16 protein-coding genes are annotated in these 16,108 nt (G+C 58.8%); 9 read left to right on the forward strand and 7 right to left on the reverse strand.

Features of this window, described 5'->3' with window-relative positions; all coding sequences use genetic code 11:
* The first annotated feature begins 39 nt into the window (after positions 1-39).
* A complete protein-coding gene (locus IEX44_RS15430; protein ID WP_188695816.1) occupies positions 40-2,319 on the forward strand; it encodes a type IV pilus assembly protein FimV in 2,280 nt (759 codons plus the stop codon).
* A gap of 13 nt (positions 2,320-2,332) precedes the next feature.
* Here the strand turns inward: IEX44_RS15430 and IEX44_RS15435 are convergent, their stop codons facing one another.
* Positions 2,333-3,304: a LysR family transcriptional regulator gene (locus tag IEX44_RS15435; protein ID WP_188695820.1), complete on the reverse strand. Its 972-nt coding sequence runs from the start codon at positions 3,302-3,304 to the stop codon at positions 2,333-2,335.
* Positions 3,305-3,456: 152 nt separating this feature from the next.
* On the opposite strand from IEX44_RS15435, the gene IEX44_RS15440 reads away from it, so the two are divergent.
* A complete protein-coding gene (locus IEX44_RS15440; protein WP_188695824.1) occupies positions 3,457-4,068 on the forward strand; it encodes an FMN-dependent NADH-azoreductase in 612 nt (203 codons plus the stop codon).
* Between the two features lie 63 nt (positions 4,069-4,131).
* A complete protein-coding gene (locus tag IEX44_RS15445) occupies positions 4,132-4,701 on the forward strand; it encodes a hypothetical protein (protein ID WP_188695828.1) in 570 nt (189 codons plus the stop codon).
* A gap of 103 nt (positions 4,702-4,804) precedes the next feature.
* Here the strand turns inward: IEX44_RS15445 and fba are convergent, their stop codons facing one another.
* Positions 4,805-5,806: a class II fructose-bisphosphate aldolase gene (gene fba / locus IEX44_RS15450; protein ID WP_188695830.1), complete on the reverse strand. Its 1,002-nt coding sequence runs from the start codon at positions 5,804-5,806 to the stop codon at positions 4,805-4,807.
* A gap of 103 nt (positions 5,807-5,909) precedes the next feature.
* Between fba and IEX44_RS15455 the strand changes: the two genes are divergently transcribed.
* A complete protein-coding gene (locus tag IEX44_RS15455; RefSeq protein ID WP_188695833.1) occupies positions 5,910-6,479 on the forward strand; it encodes a nucleotidyltransferase family protein in 570 nt (189 codons plus the stop codon).
* Positions 6,480-6,484: 5 nt separating this feature from the next.
* Here IEX44_RS15455 and IEX44_RS15460 read toward each other — a convergent pair whose 3' ends face one another.
* Together IEX44_RS15460 and IEX44_RS15465 are read right to left on the reverse strand one after the other, a co-directional pair.
* Complete coding sequence (locus tag IEX44_RS15460; RefSeq protein WP_188695837.1) at positions 6,485-6,799, reverse strand: hypothetical protein; 315 nt, start codon at positions 6,797-6,799, stop codon at positions 6,485-6,487.
* 173 nt (positions 6,800-6,972) lie between these two features.
* Complete coding sequence (locus IEX44_RS15465; RefSeq protein ID WP_188695841.1) at positions 6,973-8,148, reverse strand: phosphoglycerate kinase; 1,176 nt, start codon at positions 8,146-8,148, stop codon at positions 6,973-6,975.
* A 247-nt stretch (positions 8,149-8,395) separates the two neighbouring features.
* Here IEX44_RS15465 and IEX44_RS15470 point away from each other — a divergent pair, with 247 nt between their 5' ends.
* Complete coding sequence (locus tag IEX44_RS15470) at positions 8,396-9,610, forward strand: MFS transporter (RefSeq protein ID WP_188695843.1); 1,215 nt, start codon at positions 8,396-8,398, stop codon at positions 9,608-9,610.
* On the opposite strand, the gene IEX44_RS15475 is transcribed toward IEX44_RS15470, so the two are convergent.
* The 3 genes from IEX44_RS15475 to IEX44_RS15485 all read right to left on the reverse strand — a co-directional run bounded on the left by IEX44_RS15475 (position 9,598) and on the right by IEX44_RS15485 (position 12,369).
* A complete protein-coding gene (locus IEX44_RS15475; RefSeq protein WP_229679212.1) occupies positions 9,598-10,059 on the reverse strand; it encodes a GNAT family N-acetyltransferase in 462 nt (153 codons plus the stop codon). The two genes, IEX44_RS15470 and IEX44_RS15475, sit on opposite strands and share 13 nt — an antisense overlap.
* A gap of 111 nt (positions 10,060-10,170) precedes the next feature.
* A complete protein-coding gene (locus tag IEX44_RS15480) occupies positions 10,171-11,325 on the reverse strand; it encodes a D-alanyl-D-alanine carboxypeptidase family protein (protein WP_188695850.1) in 1,155 nt (384 codons plus the stop codon).
* Between the two features lie 177 nt (positions 11,326-11,502).
* Positions 11,503-12,369, reverse strand: coding sequence for a PhzF family phenazine biosynthesis protein (locus IEX44_RS15485; RefSeq protein ID WP_188695853.1), 867 nt, complete (start codon positions 12,367-12,369; stop codon positions 11,503-11,505).
* A 342-nt stretch (positions 12,370-12,711) separates the two neighbouring features.
* Here IEX44_RS15485 and pcnB point away from each other — a divergent pair, with 342 nt between their 5' ends.
* From pcnB to IEX44_RS15505, 4 genes are all read left to right on the forward strand, one after another.
* On the forward strand, positions 12,712-14,070 hold the full coding sequence (pcnB, locus tag IEX44_RS15490) for a polynucleotide adenylyltransferase PcnB (protein ID WP_188695856.1): 1,359 nt from the start codon (positions 12,712-12,714) through the stop codon (positions 14,068-14,070).
* Between the two features lie 6 nt (positions 14,071-14,076).
* The gene (folK, locus tag IEX44_RS15495; RefSeq protein WP_188695860.1) at positions 14,077-14,565 is read left to right on the forward strand and encodes a 2-amino-4-hydroxy-6-hydroxymethyldihydropteridine diphosphokinase; all 489 of its coding nucleotides are present in this window, start codon (positions 14,077-14,079) and stop codon (positions 14,563-14,565) included.
* Between the two features lie 96 nt (positions 14,566-14,661).
* Positions 14,662-15,453, forward strand: coding sequence for a 3-methyl-2-oxobutanoate hydroxymethyltransferase (gene panB, locus IEX44_RS15500; protein WP_188695863.1), 792 nt, complete (start codon positions 14,662-14,664; stop codon positions 15,451-15,453).
* The gene (locus tag IEX44_RS15505; protein ID WP_188695866.1) at positions 15,453-16,061 is read left to right on the forward strand and encodes an HD domain-containing protein; all 609 of its coding nucleotides are present in this window, start codon (positions 15,453-15,455) and stop codon (positions 16,059-16,061) included. The genes panB and IEX44_RS15505 overlap by 1 nt, the downstream gene beginning before the upstream one ends.
* The last annotated feature ends 47 nt before the right edge of the window (positions 16,062-16,108 follow it).

Genomic DNA, 16,108 nt, shown 5'->3' on the forward strand with positions numbered 1-16,108 from the left:
TATGCCACTTGTTGACTGAAATCGACCGCTGATCTACGGATGAAGAAACGCCCAGCTCACTCTTTGCATCTTCTTTCGCTGCTTGCTGTGGGGATGACCTTCAGCGCAGCGCCCGCGTTCTCTGCCGCGTTGGGGCCTATCCAGGTGCGTTCTGCCTTGGGCGAACGGCTGGACGCGGTCATTCAGGTCAACACGGCGACCAGTGAAGAACTGACCAGCAGTTGCTTCAAAGTCGGTACGCCCCAGCAGGACGAAGAAGGTGTTGTCTTGCGTGGTGTGCAAATGACGTGGGAGCCGCAGGGCGGTGGCGCCGGTCGTTTGCATTTGCGCACGACAGACCCTGTTACAGAACCCGTTGTCCGGTTGCCGCTGCAAGTAAAGTGCAGCAATGACGATACGCGGGATTTCCAGCGCGACTACACGCTACTGCTTGATCCGCGTGATTACCGTGGCGCGGTCGCCAGCCCGGATCTGCCCTCGGCAACCGCTGCAAATGCACTGCCTGGCAATACCACGCGTTCCGGCAAACGCAAGTTGCCTGCACTGGGGAGCACATGGACTGTCCGGGCCGGCGATAACGTGGATACGATCGCCAGCAGTTATTACCCGCGCAGTGACGCAAGCCGCAAACAGTTCATCGCAGATCTGTACGCGCAAAATCCGGATCTGCCGCAGGGTTATCGGGTGCCGTTGCCGGTCGATACCCAACTGACACTGCCGCCCAAAGTGACCATGGCTGCGCCGGCTGGCGAAGCCGCACCGCCCCGTCCGCCCAAAACCACCCGCAAAGCTGCGCCGAACGAAGGCCGTTCTGTGCTGCGGCTGGATGACTCTCCGCCAGAAACCCCGTCTCCTTCAACGGCGTCTGCGCCCGCTGTCGCTGCGATCGCCAATCAGGCCGCCAGCGAAGATCAACAATTGGCGCTACTCAAAACCCAGATCGCGCAGTTGCAGCAAGAACTGGCGCAACTGAAGTTGCAGGCCCAGCAGCAACTGGCCACGCCAGGTGCTGCCCCGGCGACGGCTGTTACCTCGACGAATACCGCACCGGCAGTGCCGGCAACGGCGGTCCATCCGCATGCACCGGTCCATGCTGTCGCACCGCCAGAGCCTGAAAAGAGTGGCAGCATTCTGGATTGGCTCCTGTTCCCGTTGATTGTGCTGGTTGTTGCGCTGGCGCTGATCTGGTCGTATTGGCGCTGGAAAGTGCGTCAGCGTGCGGCACAAGCTGCGGAAGAAGACTACGCACTGCAGTTTGCCGATGGATTCGAGGCAGATGAGCACAGCGATACCTCGCCGACTGCTGGTGTGGCCGCGCGTGGCAGTGCTGCGCCTGTACCCGTAGTGCGACCAGAACCATCGCGTGAGTTGGCGACCAACATCAACCAGATCGCCAATGAGTGGCAGAACTCCACCATGGACGTGGTGCAGCCGGGCAATGTTTCTGAAGAGGCCCAGTTGTTGCTGGATCACGGCTTGTTGCAACAGGCCATCAACCTGCTGACGCAGGAGATTGAACAGCATCCGGCCCTGGCAGCGTTGTGGCTCAAGTTATTGTCCATTTATAGCCAGCATCACATGAAGGCCGATTTCCTGACCTGCGCCATGCAGTTCCATGAGCAATTCACTGATGAATCGCTATGGCGCCAGGTGCAAGTGATGGGGGCGGATGTTGATCCTGAGAATCCGCTTTATCAGCTCAGTGAAGAAGAGGCGGCGAGCCTGCCGGATTACCGCAAAGAATCTGCGCTTAAACACAGTATTGGCGGGACGTTGCCCGATGAACATCTGGCTACCCCGTCCGCCCAGGGCGATGCCGAGTTTGCTTCATTGATGCGTGAACAAGCCGGGCTGGAGCCGACGGACTCGGAATGGACCTTGTCTGAAGAGCATGAAGCGCTGCCGCGTAACGCGCTGGCGGGGCATGTGCCTTTTGATACCCGCCTGCCGGAACCGTTGCCAGCACACGCAGAAAGCGAAGTGCCACACGATGCGCTTTTCGGCAACGAACTTGAGTTTGACCTGGATGCATTGCCACCGCTGGAGGCCCCGGTCTTGCGGCCTTCCGCACCCGTGCCAGCACCTGTAGAGGTCGTCGAGGCATCGGCGCCAGCAGCGTCCGCCGCGCCCCAGCCGGCGCCATCAGAATTCCGCACGGATGATCCGCATATGCAGAAGATTGCATTCATGCTGGAGCACGGTCAGGAAGGCGAGGCTTTGCGCGCGCTGGAAGAAATGCTGTATTCCGGCTCAGGGGTTCAGCGGCAACTGGCCTTGAAGTGGCTGGGTAAGTTGCAGCCGCGTGCTTTCGACAAATAAGGCAGTCACGCCCTCAATCGTGCTTGAGGATGGCCGGGGCTGCCGGTGCGGCCCCCGGCACAATCGCCCCCGCCAGCTGTTCAGTGCATTGCGGCGTCAGTAGTGATTCCCCCAGAAAATCCAGGAAATGGCGCACGGCCGGTACCAGCCCGCGGCGAGACGGAAATACGGCGTGTGCGTAGCCCAGCGCTGAGCGCCAGTCTGGCAAAACCTGCACCAGCCTGCCGCTAGCCAGCTCCTCTCGGACCAGATACTCCGGCAGGATCACCGCGCCAATACCCGCTTCGGCCGCAAACATCAGTGTTGGCATGTCGTCTGCCACGTAGCGCGGATAGTGCGGGACGACGCGTTCCTCGCCATGTGGTCCCACCAGCGACCAACTGGCGCGACCATCGACTGCCGTCATGGCCAGCGTATCGAGCCAGCCCAGCTCATCAGGGTGTGTTGGTTCGCCCTGCCGGGTCAGTTGTGCCGGGCTGGCGACCAGCACTGAATGGGCAATCCCCAGCTGTTTGACCACCAATGATGCTGAGTCTTGCAGGGTAGGGCGCACGCGTAATGCGACATCAATGCCTTCTTCCAGCAGATCAATGGGGCGATTGGTGACGATCATGTTGATCTTCACCTGTGGATGTTGCTGCATGAAAAACGGAATGATCTTGCCTACGACAGTTTGTGCCAGCGTCACCGGACAACTGACGCGGATCGTCCCGCGCGGGGTGGATTGCACGTGTTCAACCGCTTCGCTGGCGGCTCTGGCTTCATCGCGGATGGCCAGGCAATGGCGGTAGTAGAGTTCACCTACTTCGGTCAGTGCCAGCTTGCGCGTGGTTCGCTGCAAGAGCCGTACACCCAGCCGTGTTTCCAGTTCAGCCACCCGGCGTGAGAGGCGAGACTTCGGGATGCCCAGCACCCGACTGGCGCTGGAGAACCCACCCGCCTCGACGACCTCGGCAAAGAAATACATGTCATTCAGATCGTGCATGGCATCAGACTCGTTCTCATTGTTCCATTTTCAGGACAATCTATCGCATTTTTGCAGACTTATCACCTATCCGGCTCATCGGTAGAGTAGCACCCATGTTGCAAGGCCAGCCGGGTCCACCGGCAATCTACAGATCAACAGGAGATACAAACATGAAACTGCTGCATATCGATTCGAGCGTTCTGGGTGACAACTCTGTGTCGCGCAAGCTGACCGCCAATATCACCAAGGCCTACCAGGCCGCTAACCCGACTGCCCAGGTTGAATATCTGGATCTGGCTGTGTCCGAGCCGAGCCATCTGTCTGGTGAAGCCCTGGGCCACCGTTTTGTGCCGGCCGACTCGCACACCGAAGTGCAAAAGCGTGAAGCTGCTTACGGTGAAGCGCTGTTGAGCCAGTTCCTGGCGGCAGATGTGATCGTGGTGGGCGCCCCGATGTACAACTTCTCCATCCCGAGCCAGTTGAAGTCCTGGATCGACCGTATCGCCGTTGCTGGCCGTACTTTCAAATATACTGAAAATGGCCCGGTTGGCCTGGCAACGGGCAAGACCGTCGTCGTGGCTTCTTCGCGTGGTGGTGTGTATTCCAGCAACGAAGCGTTGCGTGCACTGGATCACCAGGAAGCGTATCTGCGTACGGTGTTTGGCTTTGTTGGTATCACCGACGTGCGCTTTGTGCGTGCCGAGGGTGTGTCGCAAGGCGACGCGAAGAAGGCTGAGGCCTTTGCCAATGCGGAAAAGGAAATCGCTGCACTGACCGCCTGATCTGTCTGGTGGTTATGCAGGACGCCTGGCCCGTGCCAGGCGTTTTTATTTCTGGAGCATCCAATGAAAACCCCATCCTGCACTGGTTCGAATGTCTATCTGCGCGAGCACGTGCCCGCCAGCGTGACCGTGCCTGCAGCCATGCGCACACTGCTGGTCTACGTGTTTGAAAACGCGACGACCATGCTGAGCTTGCGTGGCCTGGCGGGCGGGGAAGTCCGTTTGCAACCCGGCGAGTTCCTGGTCGCCCCCGTACAACCTGGCGCCCTGGTGTACCTGGCCAGTGAGTCTGGCCTGGCGCAGCATGCATTGATCCGTTTTGCGCCAGATGCCGCACCGCAAGCGCAACGCTGCAAGTGCGAAATCCCTGTAGACATTGGCCCTGGTTGGCGGGCGCGCAAGCTCAGTGCAGCACAGGTACCGACCCTGCTGGATGCTTATCTGGAAACCGCGGGAGCCTGGACGCCAGCGAGTACAGCTGCGTTTTGTGATCAGCAAGAGGCCACGGTCAAGGTCTTGCGTGGGGAGGTCAGTAGCGGCGGTTTGCGTCTGGGTGAGGGTGAAGCGGGGGTGGTACGGCTGGATACACCACTGCTGGCCAGCATGCGCAGCCATGTGCTGGTTCAGGCCTGATCCACGTCACGCAGATCGGGTGCCCCAAAAAAGAGCCCACCGGCAGGCGGGCTTAATCGTTGCATGGGACACTGAACACTGCTTATTGCATGGGCCGCGAGAGTTAGCGAAACCGGGCAGCCATGCCGGCCGCGCCGAACTCCTGATAGCGTGCTTCGCAAACTGCCCGCATCGCAGCGATCGCTGGTTTGAGATAAGCGCGCGGATCAAAATCTGCCGGGTTGGTCATCAAATGCTTGCGGATCGCGCCAGTCATTGCGAGGCGCAGATCGGTATCGATATTGATCTTGCGTACGCCGTATTTGATCGCACGCTGGATCTCCGCGACGGGCACGCCCCAGGTCGGCTTGATGTCGCCACCAAACTCCCGCACTTCAGATAGCAATTCCTGGGGCACACTGGATGAACCGTGCATCACCAGGTGCGTATGCGGGATTGCTTCGTGTATGGCTTTGATGCGCTCAATCGCGAGGACTTCGCCTGTCGGCGGGCGAGTGAACTTGTACGCGCCATGGCTGGTGCCAATGGCAATGGCCAGTGCGTCGACGCCGGTTGCTTCGACGAACTGACGGGCTTGTTCCGGATCGGTCAGCATCTCATCGTGAGAAAGCTTGCGGTTGGCACCCACACCATCCTCTTCTTCGCCCATGCCGGTTTCCAGGCTACCCAGGCAACCCAGTTCGCCCTCGACCGAGACGCCTTTCTGGTGCGCCAGTTGTACCACTTCACGCGTGACCGTTACGTTGTAATGGTAGTCGGCGGGCGTCTTGCCATCTTCTTTGAGCGAGCCATCCATCATCACACTGGAGAACCCCAGATTGACTGCGCTCATGCATACGGCAAGGCTGGTGCCGTGATCTTGATGCATGACCACGGGTAACTTGGGGTAACTGGCCACGGCGGCTTCGATCAGATGTTTGACGAACATCTCACCGGCGTATTTGCGGGCACCGGAACTGGCCTGCAGAATGACCGGGCTTTGCGTGGCGTCTGCGGCCTGCAAAATGGCGTGGATCTGCTCCAGATTATTTACGTTAAATGCGGGTACGCCATACTGATGTTCTGCGGCGTGGTCCAGCACTGTGCGAAGCGATACGAGCGGCATAGCGGTTCTCCATCCGTTTTTTGGTGCGTTGCATCACAATCTAGACCCTCAAACGCGGCATGCCCAATCGGGACATTCGCCATTCGGGAAAGCCCTGAAACCAATGGTCAGCCTGAAACAACCCAATGAAAGCCTGGAAGCGCGTTTGCGCGGTATGGTGCATGCAGATGCAGAGTTGCTGGCACTGCTGGCTTGCGTACGCAATCTTGGCCTGAACGACTGGTGCATCGCAGCGGGCGCAGTCCGTAACCGGGTCTGGCAACGCCTGCATGGGCAGACCAGCTTGTTGCCAGCAAGTGATGTGGATGTGTGTTATTTCGACGCGTCGATGGCGCCAGACCATGCGCGAGCGGTGCATAACGCCCTTGCTGCGGCCATGCCCCAGGTGCGCTGGGACGTGGTCAACCAGGCCTGGAGCCATCATTTCAATGGATTAAGCGCGGTGCACTCCCTGCAGCAGGGCTTGGCCAGTTGGCCCGAAACGGCCACCGCTGTTGGCGTCTGGCAAGATGATGCCGGGGAAGTCCGGATTGTGGCGCCGCTGGGGCTGGAGGACTTGTTTGGCCTGCGATTGCGTCGCAACCCGGCGTTTGCAGATGAGTCGGTATTTCGCCAGCGCGTGGCGCACAAACAATGGCAGCGGCACTGGCCGCTGCTTGTTTTGCTTGCTTGAGCTGATTATTGCTGCGCGCCCTTGGTGCCGTAGCAGCCAGATTTTTGTAGCTCGGCATTCAGGCTCTTGATCTGGCTCTTGCGGGCACTGCTGATCGTCCCGGTACTGCGGTCAATCGGCTCTTTTTGCAGCTTGTCCCGCTGGGCGCGTAAATCGTTGCAGCGCGCGCTGTTCGGACCAGACGCTGCAGTGGCAGCAGGCGCAGAACCGATCACGGATTGGGGCAAGGTCAGGTTCAGTGGTTTGGCACTGTCGGCTGCCCAGGCGGAAATAGCTCCGACGCAGACCATGGCGCAAGCAAGAACACGGACAAACTGCATTGAGACGCTCCATGACATAAAGAAGAGGTCGCCCGATGCTGGCGACATTTCTTTATAGCGCCAGAATGCCTTGTAAGGGTGATGAAATGACAAAAGCCGGGCGTCGGCCCGGCTTTTTGTTACCCCGTGATGACGCTAGCCCGGACTTTTGTATCTGGTCCGGGCCTTTGAAATCAACCGTTGTAACGGGTTTCCAGAATTTCCACGGCAGGCAGTACCTTGCCTTCCAGGAACTCCAGGAAGGCGCCGCCGCCGGTGGAGATATAGCTCACTTTGTCGGTGATGCCATATTTGGCGACAGCAGCCAGCGTGTCGCCACCGCCCGCGATCGAGAAGGCGCTCGATTCTGCAATGGCTTCGGCGATGACTTTGGTGCCGTTGCCAAACTGGTCGAACTCAAACACGCCAACCGGGCCGTTCCAGACAATGGTGCCGGCGTTCTTGAGTACGGCTGCCAGTGCCTTGGCCGAATCCGGGCCAATATCAAAAATCATGTCGTCAGCTTCAACAGCAGCCAGCGGCTTGACCACTGCGGGTTCGTTGGCATCAAATTTCTTGCCAATGACCACGTCAGTCGGCAGCGGCACATCGCCACCGCGCGCGCGCAGCTTGCTGATCACAGATTTGGCATTGCCAACCAGGTCTGCCTCGGCCAGCGATTTACCAACTTGTTTGCCTTCGGCCAGCAAGAAGGTATTGGCGATACCGCCACCAACGACCAGTTGATCCACTTTGTCGGCCAGCGATTCAAGAATGGTCAGCTTGGTCGAAACCTTGGAGCCGGCCACAATGGCGACCAGCGGGCGGGCAGGGTGGGCCAGTGCTTTGCCCAGTGCGTCCAGTTCACCCGCCATCAAAATACCGGCGCAAGCAGTCGGGGCAAATTTGGCCACAGCGTGGGTCGAGGCTTCGGCGCGGTGCGCGGTACCAAATGCATCGTTCACGAACACATCACACAGGGCGGCGTACTTCTTGCCCAGTTCATCGCTGTTCTTTTTCTCGCCCACATTGCAACGTACGTTCTGCAGCAATACGACGTCGCCCGGCTTGACCTGATAGCCTTCCCAGTTGTCCAGCACATCGATCTTGCGGCCCAGCAACTCGCCCATGCGCGCGGCAACGCCGGCCAGGCTGTCTTCAGGCTTGATCTCGCCTTCGGTGGGGCGGCCAAGGTGGCTCATCACGATCACGCCGGCGCCAGCTTTAAGGGCGGCTTCAACGGTGGGCAGCGATGCGCGGATACGCGTGTCATCACCGATGACGCCATCTTTCACGGGCACGTTAAGGTCAGCACGGATCAGCACTTTCTTGCCGGACAAGTCCAGCTCGGTCATTTTGCGGTACGCCATGATGCAGTTCCTTGATGGTTCAGGTTGTTGGTTCAAATTGGATAATTTGTAAAAACCCGGCTTTGCCCGGCTTGCCGAGGCACGGCGGCGAACTACAACGCCTGGGTAGAATCAGGTTTTTGCATAATGCATTTCTTGTGCGCCCGCCCGGCAACCTGTTTCACGGGCGGATCATGCGGCGGGTTTCCTGTCCTTAAGCCGCTTGTTTGCATCGTCTCGCAGTCTAACACATCGTTTTATCGCCCTAATGACCCAGGTCTCGTCGCTCTTTCGCAATCGCAATTTTTTACTGCTTTGGTTGTCCAGCATTTTTGGCAACCTGGCCTTGGCCGTCGCTACGCTGTCTGAAACCTGGTACGTGGTCAAAACCCTGGGCGTCAAAGAGCAGTTGGGCTTTGTGATGATTGCGGGCTCTGTGCCACGGATCGTGCTGATGGCGTTTGGCGGGGTACTGGCGGACCGGATGAAGCGCACACGCATCATTCGTTTTTCGCTGACCACGCGGGTGTTCCTGATGCTGGCGCTCGTCGGGCTTTTGTATTTTGATGCGCTCAATATCGTCACCCTGACCGGGTTTGCGTTTCTGTATGGCGCACTGGATGCATTCTTCTGGCCTGCCCGCGATGCACTGCTGCCAAGCGTAGTCCCGGACCTTGATCTGCCCCGTGCCAATTCAATCATGCTGACCACCAACCAGATCGGCCTTGTTTTTGGGCCTGTGCTGGGCGGTGCGTTGCTGGCTTTGCTGAGCTACGAGTGGGTCTTCGTCTTTACGGCCGTCATGCTGGCAGCGGGCACATTCTGCGTGGCCCAGGTCAAAGAACCCGCAATGGATTGGCATGCCGCGCGCAAGCACGTGCTCGCAGAACTCAAAGAAGGCGTGCAGTACGCGCTGTCATCGCCGGTGCTGCGATCGCTCATGATCATTTACGCCATCGCCAACCTTTTGTTTATGGGACCGCTGGCCCTGGGTGTGCCGATTGTGGCGGCAGATAACCTGCACGGCAATGCGGCGGTGTTGTCTTATCTGCAAAGTGCCTTTGCTGCGGGCATGGTCACTGGCGGCTTCCTGTTGACGATTTTCCCGCCGCGCAAAAAACGATTACTGATGATTGCGCTGGTGATCGTGGCTGAAGGGGTGCTGCTGGGCAGTTTGTCGCATGTATCGTGGCTGTGGCTGGCGGTCGGCGTGCAGTTCTTCACGGGCCTGGGCGTGGTCAGCAACAACGTGCCAATGATGTCGTTGATTCAACAGTATGCCGATCGCAGCAAGATTGGCCGCGTCATGAGCCTGAACACCATGGCCTCGATGGGGCTGTCGCCACTGAGTTACGCCATGGTCACGGGCTTGCTGTCTTTGCACATCGGGATTGGTGTGATCATGCCGGTGTTCTGCCTGACCATGAGCGCGGCCATGCTGCTGTTGATCTGGACGATGCCGGCAATCCGTCAGATCGATTGATCCGGCGCAGGTCGCCACAGCCGGATCATTTCTTCGCTGCGGGTTTCATCCGTAAAACGGCCCTGTTCGACAAACCCGGCTTGTTGATAGAGGGCAAGCGCTCGCGTATTGAGGGCTTGCGCCACGAGTAGTACGGTTTGGCCAGCGGCCAGTTGCAGAGCGACTTCAAGCAATGCCAGGCCTATGCCTTGCCGCTGCGCCTTCGGGATGACCGCGAGCGATGACACCAACTGCATGCCACCTTGCAGGGCCGACAACGCCACCACGCCTGCTATTTCATCGCCCCGCATTGCGCCCAGATAACGTGCCGGGTCTACGGTCACAGCGGCGGCCTCTGGCAACCAGGGCGCTTCTGGCGCCGCACACTGCATCACGAATGCAATCTGCGCCGCGACGGTCGGGCGCGTATGTTCAAGCATGGCGATGGCGATTCCGGGCGGCACAGGCATCACTCTTCCCTTTTCAGATGATCATCGGATCACTCGCTGTTCTACCCCAAAAACAATGCCCGCAACGGATAACCGTGCGGGCATGGCTGGGCCTGGGTGTGATTCAGGCGTTTATTTGCCGCCAAACCACTTGTGGAACATCAGTTTGATACTGTCGATCAGGCGACCAAAGAAGCCGGCTTCATCTACGTTTTCCAGCGCTTGTGCCGGGTACTGACCGATGACTTTGCCTTGATCGAGTACATCAATCGTACCCAGTTTCTGGCCGGCCTTGATCGGTGCAATCAGCGGTTCATCCAGCTTCACTTGTGTGGTCAGCTTGTTGCCATCGCCTTTGGGGACAGTGACGAACTGGTCATTGGCGAAGCCGACTTTCACGCTGTCTTCAGCACCCTTGTAGACCTTCTGGGTCGCCAATACCTGTTTGGCGGCGAACACCTTGGGCGTATCAAAGAATTGCGTCCCCCAGTTCAGCAGTTTGGCCGATTCATTGGCACGGATTTCGTCACCTGTCGTGCCGACCACCACGGAGATCAACCGGCGGCCATCCTTATGCGTGCTGGCGACCAGATTAAAACCGGCGGAGTTGGTGTGGCCGGTTTTCATGCCGTCCACATTAGGATCGCGGTACAACAAGAGGTTGCGGTTCGGCTGGCGGATCTTGTTATACGAGAACTCCTTCATGGAGTAGATCGGGTAGAACTCCGGGTAGTCACGGATGATGGCCGCGGCGATTTTTCCAAGGTCAGCCACCGTCATATAGTGATTCGGGTCTGGCAAACCGGTGGAGTTCATGAAGTGCGAGCCCGTCATGCCCAGGCGCTGTGCCTGCTGGTTCATCATCTGGGCAAACACTTCTTCGCTGCCGGCAATGGCTTCAGCCAGCGTGACGCAGGCATCGTTGCCAGACTGCACGATCATGCCCTTGATCAGGTCATCGACGCTGGCCGGGGTTTTCGGGTCCAGGAACATGCGTGAACCTTCGGTTTTCCAGCCTTTGGTGGAGACCGTCAGTTGCTGGTCCAGGCGGATACGGCCTTCCTTGACCGACTTGAACACCACATAGGCGGTCATCAGTTTGGTCAGACTGGCGGGCTCCACGCGCATATTGGCATCGCGGGAGGCCAACTCGCTGCCGCTCTGGAAGTCCGTCAGGTAATACGCTTTGGCATTGATCTCGGGAACGGGAGGTGTAAAAGCCTGAGCCGAGGCGGCGAACAGGAGGGAACAAGCAATCAGCGTACGGGTCAGGTTTCTGGAGATCATGGCGGGCAATTCGGGTAACTGAGACTAACGGGTGGCGAAGGGTAGCACCGGCACTTGGTGGCCGGCCCGGTATTATGTCCGCGTTTCGACCGCTTGGGGTGCAAACTGGTTCGCTTGTCCGACAAAAAGAAAAAGCGCCCCGTCAGCGAGGCGCCGGTTTTATGTCGATGACATTAGTCAGGCGAGCGCACTGCCCGTGTTATCTGGCCAGTCAAACTCACCCCGCCCCACTTCAGTCACGCGGCCGCCGACGCGAATTTGTTTGTCGGCATCGATCTGCAACGTCAGATGCGCCAGCCGGTTGACGCCGTGCCCCTGCACCATGCTGGCCTTGAGCGGCAGGGTAGTGGTCTGTTCAGCCAGTAACCAGCCGCCCAGATTGGCGCAAGCCGAACCGGTACCATGATCCTCGGCCAGTTGTCCGTTCTGTACCCAGAAAAAGCGCGCCACGATTTCATCATCGCCCCAGGCCCAAACCAATGTCTGGGTGATGCCGCGCTCGTTCTTCGCATGCTGGTTCATCAACGCCAGATCCGGCGCGCAGGCCTGAACAGCAGCCACGCTGGCTAGCGGCACAATCAATTGTTCGGTGCCCGTGTTTACAAAACGCGGTGTCCCTGCGACCTGATCCGGTGCAATGCCCAATGCTTGCGCCATGATGTCTGCTGCCGGTGCAAAACGGTAGGTGGGCGCATTGGCGCTTAACATCATGCGATTGTGCTCATGGGCTTCCACCGGGATTACGCCCGCTTTGAACGCCAGCGCCAGCTGCTGCTTGCCCAGCGTCTGTGCCAACACCCAGGCTGTACCCAGCGTCGGATGACCCGCAAAGGGCAACTCATAGGTCGGCGTAAAGATACGAACTTGCGCATCGGCTTTGTCTGACGGGAACACAAACGTGGTTTCAGAGAGATTGAGTTGCTGTGCCAGCGTTTGCATGGCGGTGTCATCCAGCCCGCGCGCATCTTCAAACACGGCGAGCGGGTTGCCCGCCCAGGCGGTTTCGGCAAAGACGTTGACGATGCGGTAATGGTAGCTGGCCATGCGAAATCTCCGTATTGGATGGAACTGGCTTTACTATGCCCTGCTGGTTGTACATTCCGGCAGCGGCAGTGTGGCAATCTTCGCTGGATGACAGTTGAATTGACCGCTTCTATGCGCCATGCTTTTTTGTGCATGACGATTGCCGCAGTTGCACCATGCTGACTGTATAATAAGCGCCTTTGTTTTCAGGGCCGCTAACGAAACTGCCCTGGCCACGTGAGCGTGCCGTGTTCGCCCGGGTGGTTTGGTTAGCGGCTTGACTGGCCCGAAACGGGCCGCTTGCGGCAAGACTGGCGTTAGCCAAGAACTGACCCCTGTCTGCCGGTTTTCTTTGGTCAAACGATGATTCGCAAATTGATCGGCAAGGTGTTGCGCCGCCCGGGCAAACGGGTTTTGCATGCTAAACACTACGGTGTACGCCGCGAGGATATTCACTCCGGCGCGCTCAAAGTGTGTGATCGCCTGCAAGAAGCAGGTTATGAGGCCTATGTCGTCGGGGGCGCAGTGCGCGACCTGATGTTGGGCAAGTCTCCCAAAGACTTTGACGTTGCCACCAGCGCCACGCCCGAACAGGTTCGGCACGTGTTTAACCGCTCGCGCATTATTGGCCGGCGGTTTCGCATTGTGCACGTGCCGTTTTACGATCGTGGCGGTGAAGAAATCATCGAAGTCACGACGTTCCGTGGCGCCGGCGAAGCGCCGACTGATGAGTCGGGCCGAATCCTGCGTGACAATGTCTATGGCTCGCTGGAAGACGATGCGCTGCGCCGCGACTTCACGGTCAACGCGCTGTATTACGACCCCTCACGCGAAGAAATCCTGGATTTCCATCACGGGGTGGATGATCTGGAAGCGCGCCGTCTGGTGATGATTGGTGATCCGGGCATCCGTTACCGTGAAGATCCGGTGCGCATGCTGCGCGCCATTCGCCTCTCCGCCAAGCTGGGGCTGGACATTGCCCCACCGACGCGCAAACCGATCAGCGAGTGCGCCGGTCTGCTGCAGAATATCCCGTCTGCACGCCTGTTTGACGAGATGATGAAGCTGTTGCTGTCTGGCCGGGCGTGGGACTGTTTGATGGCGCTCAAGGCCGATGGCCTGCACAAGTATTTGTTCCCGGTGCTGGATCAGTTGCTCAAGTCCCCGCAGACCACGGCTTTCTTGCAAAAGGCGCTGGCCAATACCGACAAACGCCTGGCGGAAGACAAGCCTGTTTCGGCCGGTTTTCTGTTCGCAGCCTTGCTCTGGCATGAAGTTGAGGCTGCCTGGCAAAAGAAACAGGCCGCGGGTGAGTACCCGGTGCCAGCGTTGATGGCCGCCATGAACGAAGTGGAAACCACTGTCGAAAAACGTCTGGCGATCCCCAATCGTTATGGGGCTGCCATGAAGGAAATCTGGTTGCTGCAACCGCGTTTTGAACAACGCGTCGGCAGTCGGCCTTTCCGCTTGTTTGAACAGCAGCGTTTCCGCGCGGCCTATGACTTCCTTGCGCTGCGTGGCGAGTGCGGCCTTGTTGATAAAGAACTGGTTGAATGGTGGACGCAGTTCCAGTACTGCGATGACGATACCCGCTCAGCCATGATTGCCCGCGTGACCGGCCCGCAAAAAGGCCCGGATCGCAAACGTCGCCGCCGTCGTCCGACGGGTAAGGCCGGTGGGGCCGCCAAGGGTGGCGCCGAGAGCAGTGGTGGCAACGAGTAAGACGTGATGAATACGCTTCACCGTGCCTTTGTCGCATTGGGCGCCAATCTGGATGACCCGGCAGCACAACTGTCTGCCGCCGTGGCGGCTTTGGGTCAGCTACCGGCCACCACGTTGGTGAAGTGTTCGCGCTTTTACGCTTCTGCGCCAGTTGGATACGCGGACCAACCGGATTTTGTGAACGCCGTGGCAGAAATCAGCACCGCGCTGACGCCAGACGAACTGTTGCAGGGCTTGCTGCAGATCGAGTCCGCACAAGGCCGCGAGCGCACCTTCCGCAACGCCCCGCGCACGCTGGATCTGGATGTACTGTTGTATGACAGCATCACCCGGCATGACGCGCATCTGATCATTCCACACCCCCGCATGCACGAGCGCGCCTTTGTGTTGGTGCCGCTTGCCGAAATCGCGCCAGATGTTGTGATCCCGGGTTTAGGACCTGCAACGACCTTCCTGGGGAAAGTCGCGAGCCAGTCCCTGCATCCATTGGGCTAAACTGCGATTTGCGCGCTGCACCAATCCGGCGCAGCGCAGCCGTTTTCTGCACCGGTTGCAACCCGCTACAGCCGTTTTCGACAGGAAGTAAACATCATGAAAGTCACCGTCAATACCCTGAACAAAATGAAGCAGGATGGCCAGAAGATCGCCATGCTGACCTGCTACGAAGCCAGCTTTGCCACGCTCCTTGATGAAGCTGGTGTTGATGTCCTGCTGATTGGGGATTCGCTTGGCAACACGGTTCAGGGTCAGACTTCGACGCTTCCGGTGACACTGGACCATATGATTTACCACACGGCATGTGTGGCTAAAGGCACCAAAGATGCCATGGTACTGGCTGATCTGCCGTTTGGTGCGTATCAAGCCAGCCCGCAGCAAGCGTTTGATAGCGCAGTGCGGCTGATGCAGGCCGGTGCCGAAATGGTGAAGCTGGAAGGCGGCATGGTCATGGTAGAGACGGTGGATTTCCTTGTGAATCGCGGCATTCCCGTCTGTATGCACATTGGCCTGCAGCCGCAATCCGTCAATATCTACGGCGGTTACAAGGTACAAGGCAAGACCGAAACCGAAGCCGAAACCCTCAAGCGTGACGCGCTGGCGCTGCAAGCTGCGGGAGCGAGCCTCGTGCTGATGGAGATGGTGCCGGCCGCCGTCGCCACAGAGGTCACCCGATTGCTGACGATTCCAACCATCGGCATTGGCGCGGGGGTGGACTGTGACGGCCAGGTTCTGGTGTTGCACGACATGCTGGGCATTTATCCGGGCAAGAAAGCCCGCTTCGTGAAGAATTTCATGACCGGTGCCAGCAGCATTCAGGGTGCGGTCGAGAGCTATGTCAAAGCCGTCAAGGGCAGCACCTTCCCGGCTGAAGAGCACTCGTTCTGATGAATGCCGCCGCGGATTTCGCCGCAATCACGTCTTTTGTGCTCGAACTGGAAAAGCTCAAGGGCGTGTTGCGCAAGAACCGGCCTTTGGGTCAGACCCGCTTTGAGAATACGGCTGAACATAGCTGGCAGATTTGTCTGCTGGCCATGTCCGTCTTGCCGCATGCCGCAGAGCCCGTTGATATGGGGCGCGTTATCCAGCTTTTGCTGGTGCACGACATCCCCGAGATTGATGCCGGCGACGTGAATGTCTATGACGCTGCCGGGCGCGCTGCCGCAGAAGCAAAGGAAGACGCGGGTGCCGCGCGGATATTCGGCCTCTTGCCCGCAGAGACCGGCGCCCAGATGTATGCCCTGTGGCGTGAGTTCACCACAGGTACCTGTGCCGAGGCCCGCTACGCCCGCGCGATCGACCGCATGATGCCAGTGCTGCAGAACCTCAACAGTGCAGGTCAAAGCTGGCGCGAGAACGGTATTCGTATCGACCAGGTCACGCGGATGAACCACCCCAAAATATCGGGCATGTTCCCGACCTTGTGGCCGCTGATTGAACAGCAACTGCAAGACGCGGTAGCGCGTGGCGATCTTGGCCCGGCCAGTGCCGACTGAGATCGCGCCCGTTAACCTTATTTACAGTTCCAGATCGTTTCAGGTTT

This window comes from Silvimonas amylolytica, from assembly GCF_014645555.1.
Classification (GTDB): Bacteria; Pseudomonadota; Gammaproteobacteria; order Burkholderiales; family Chitinibacteraceae; genus Silvimonas; species Silvimonas amylolytica.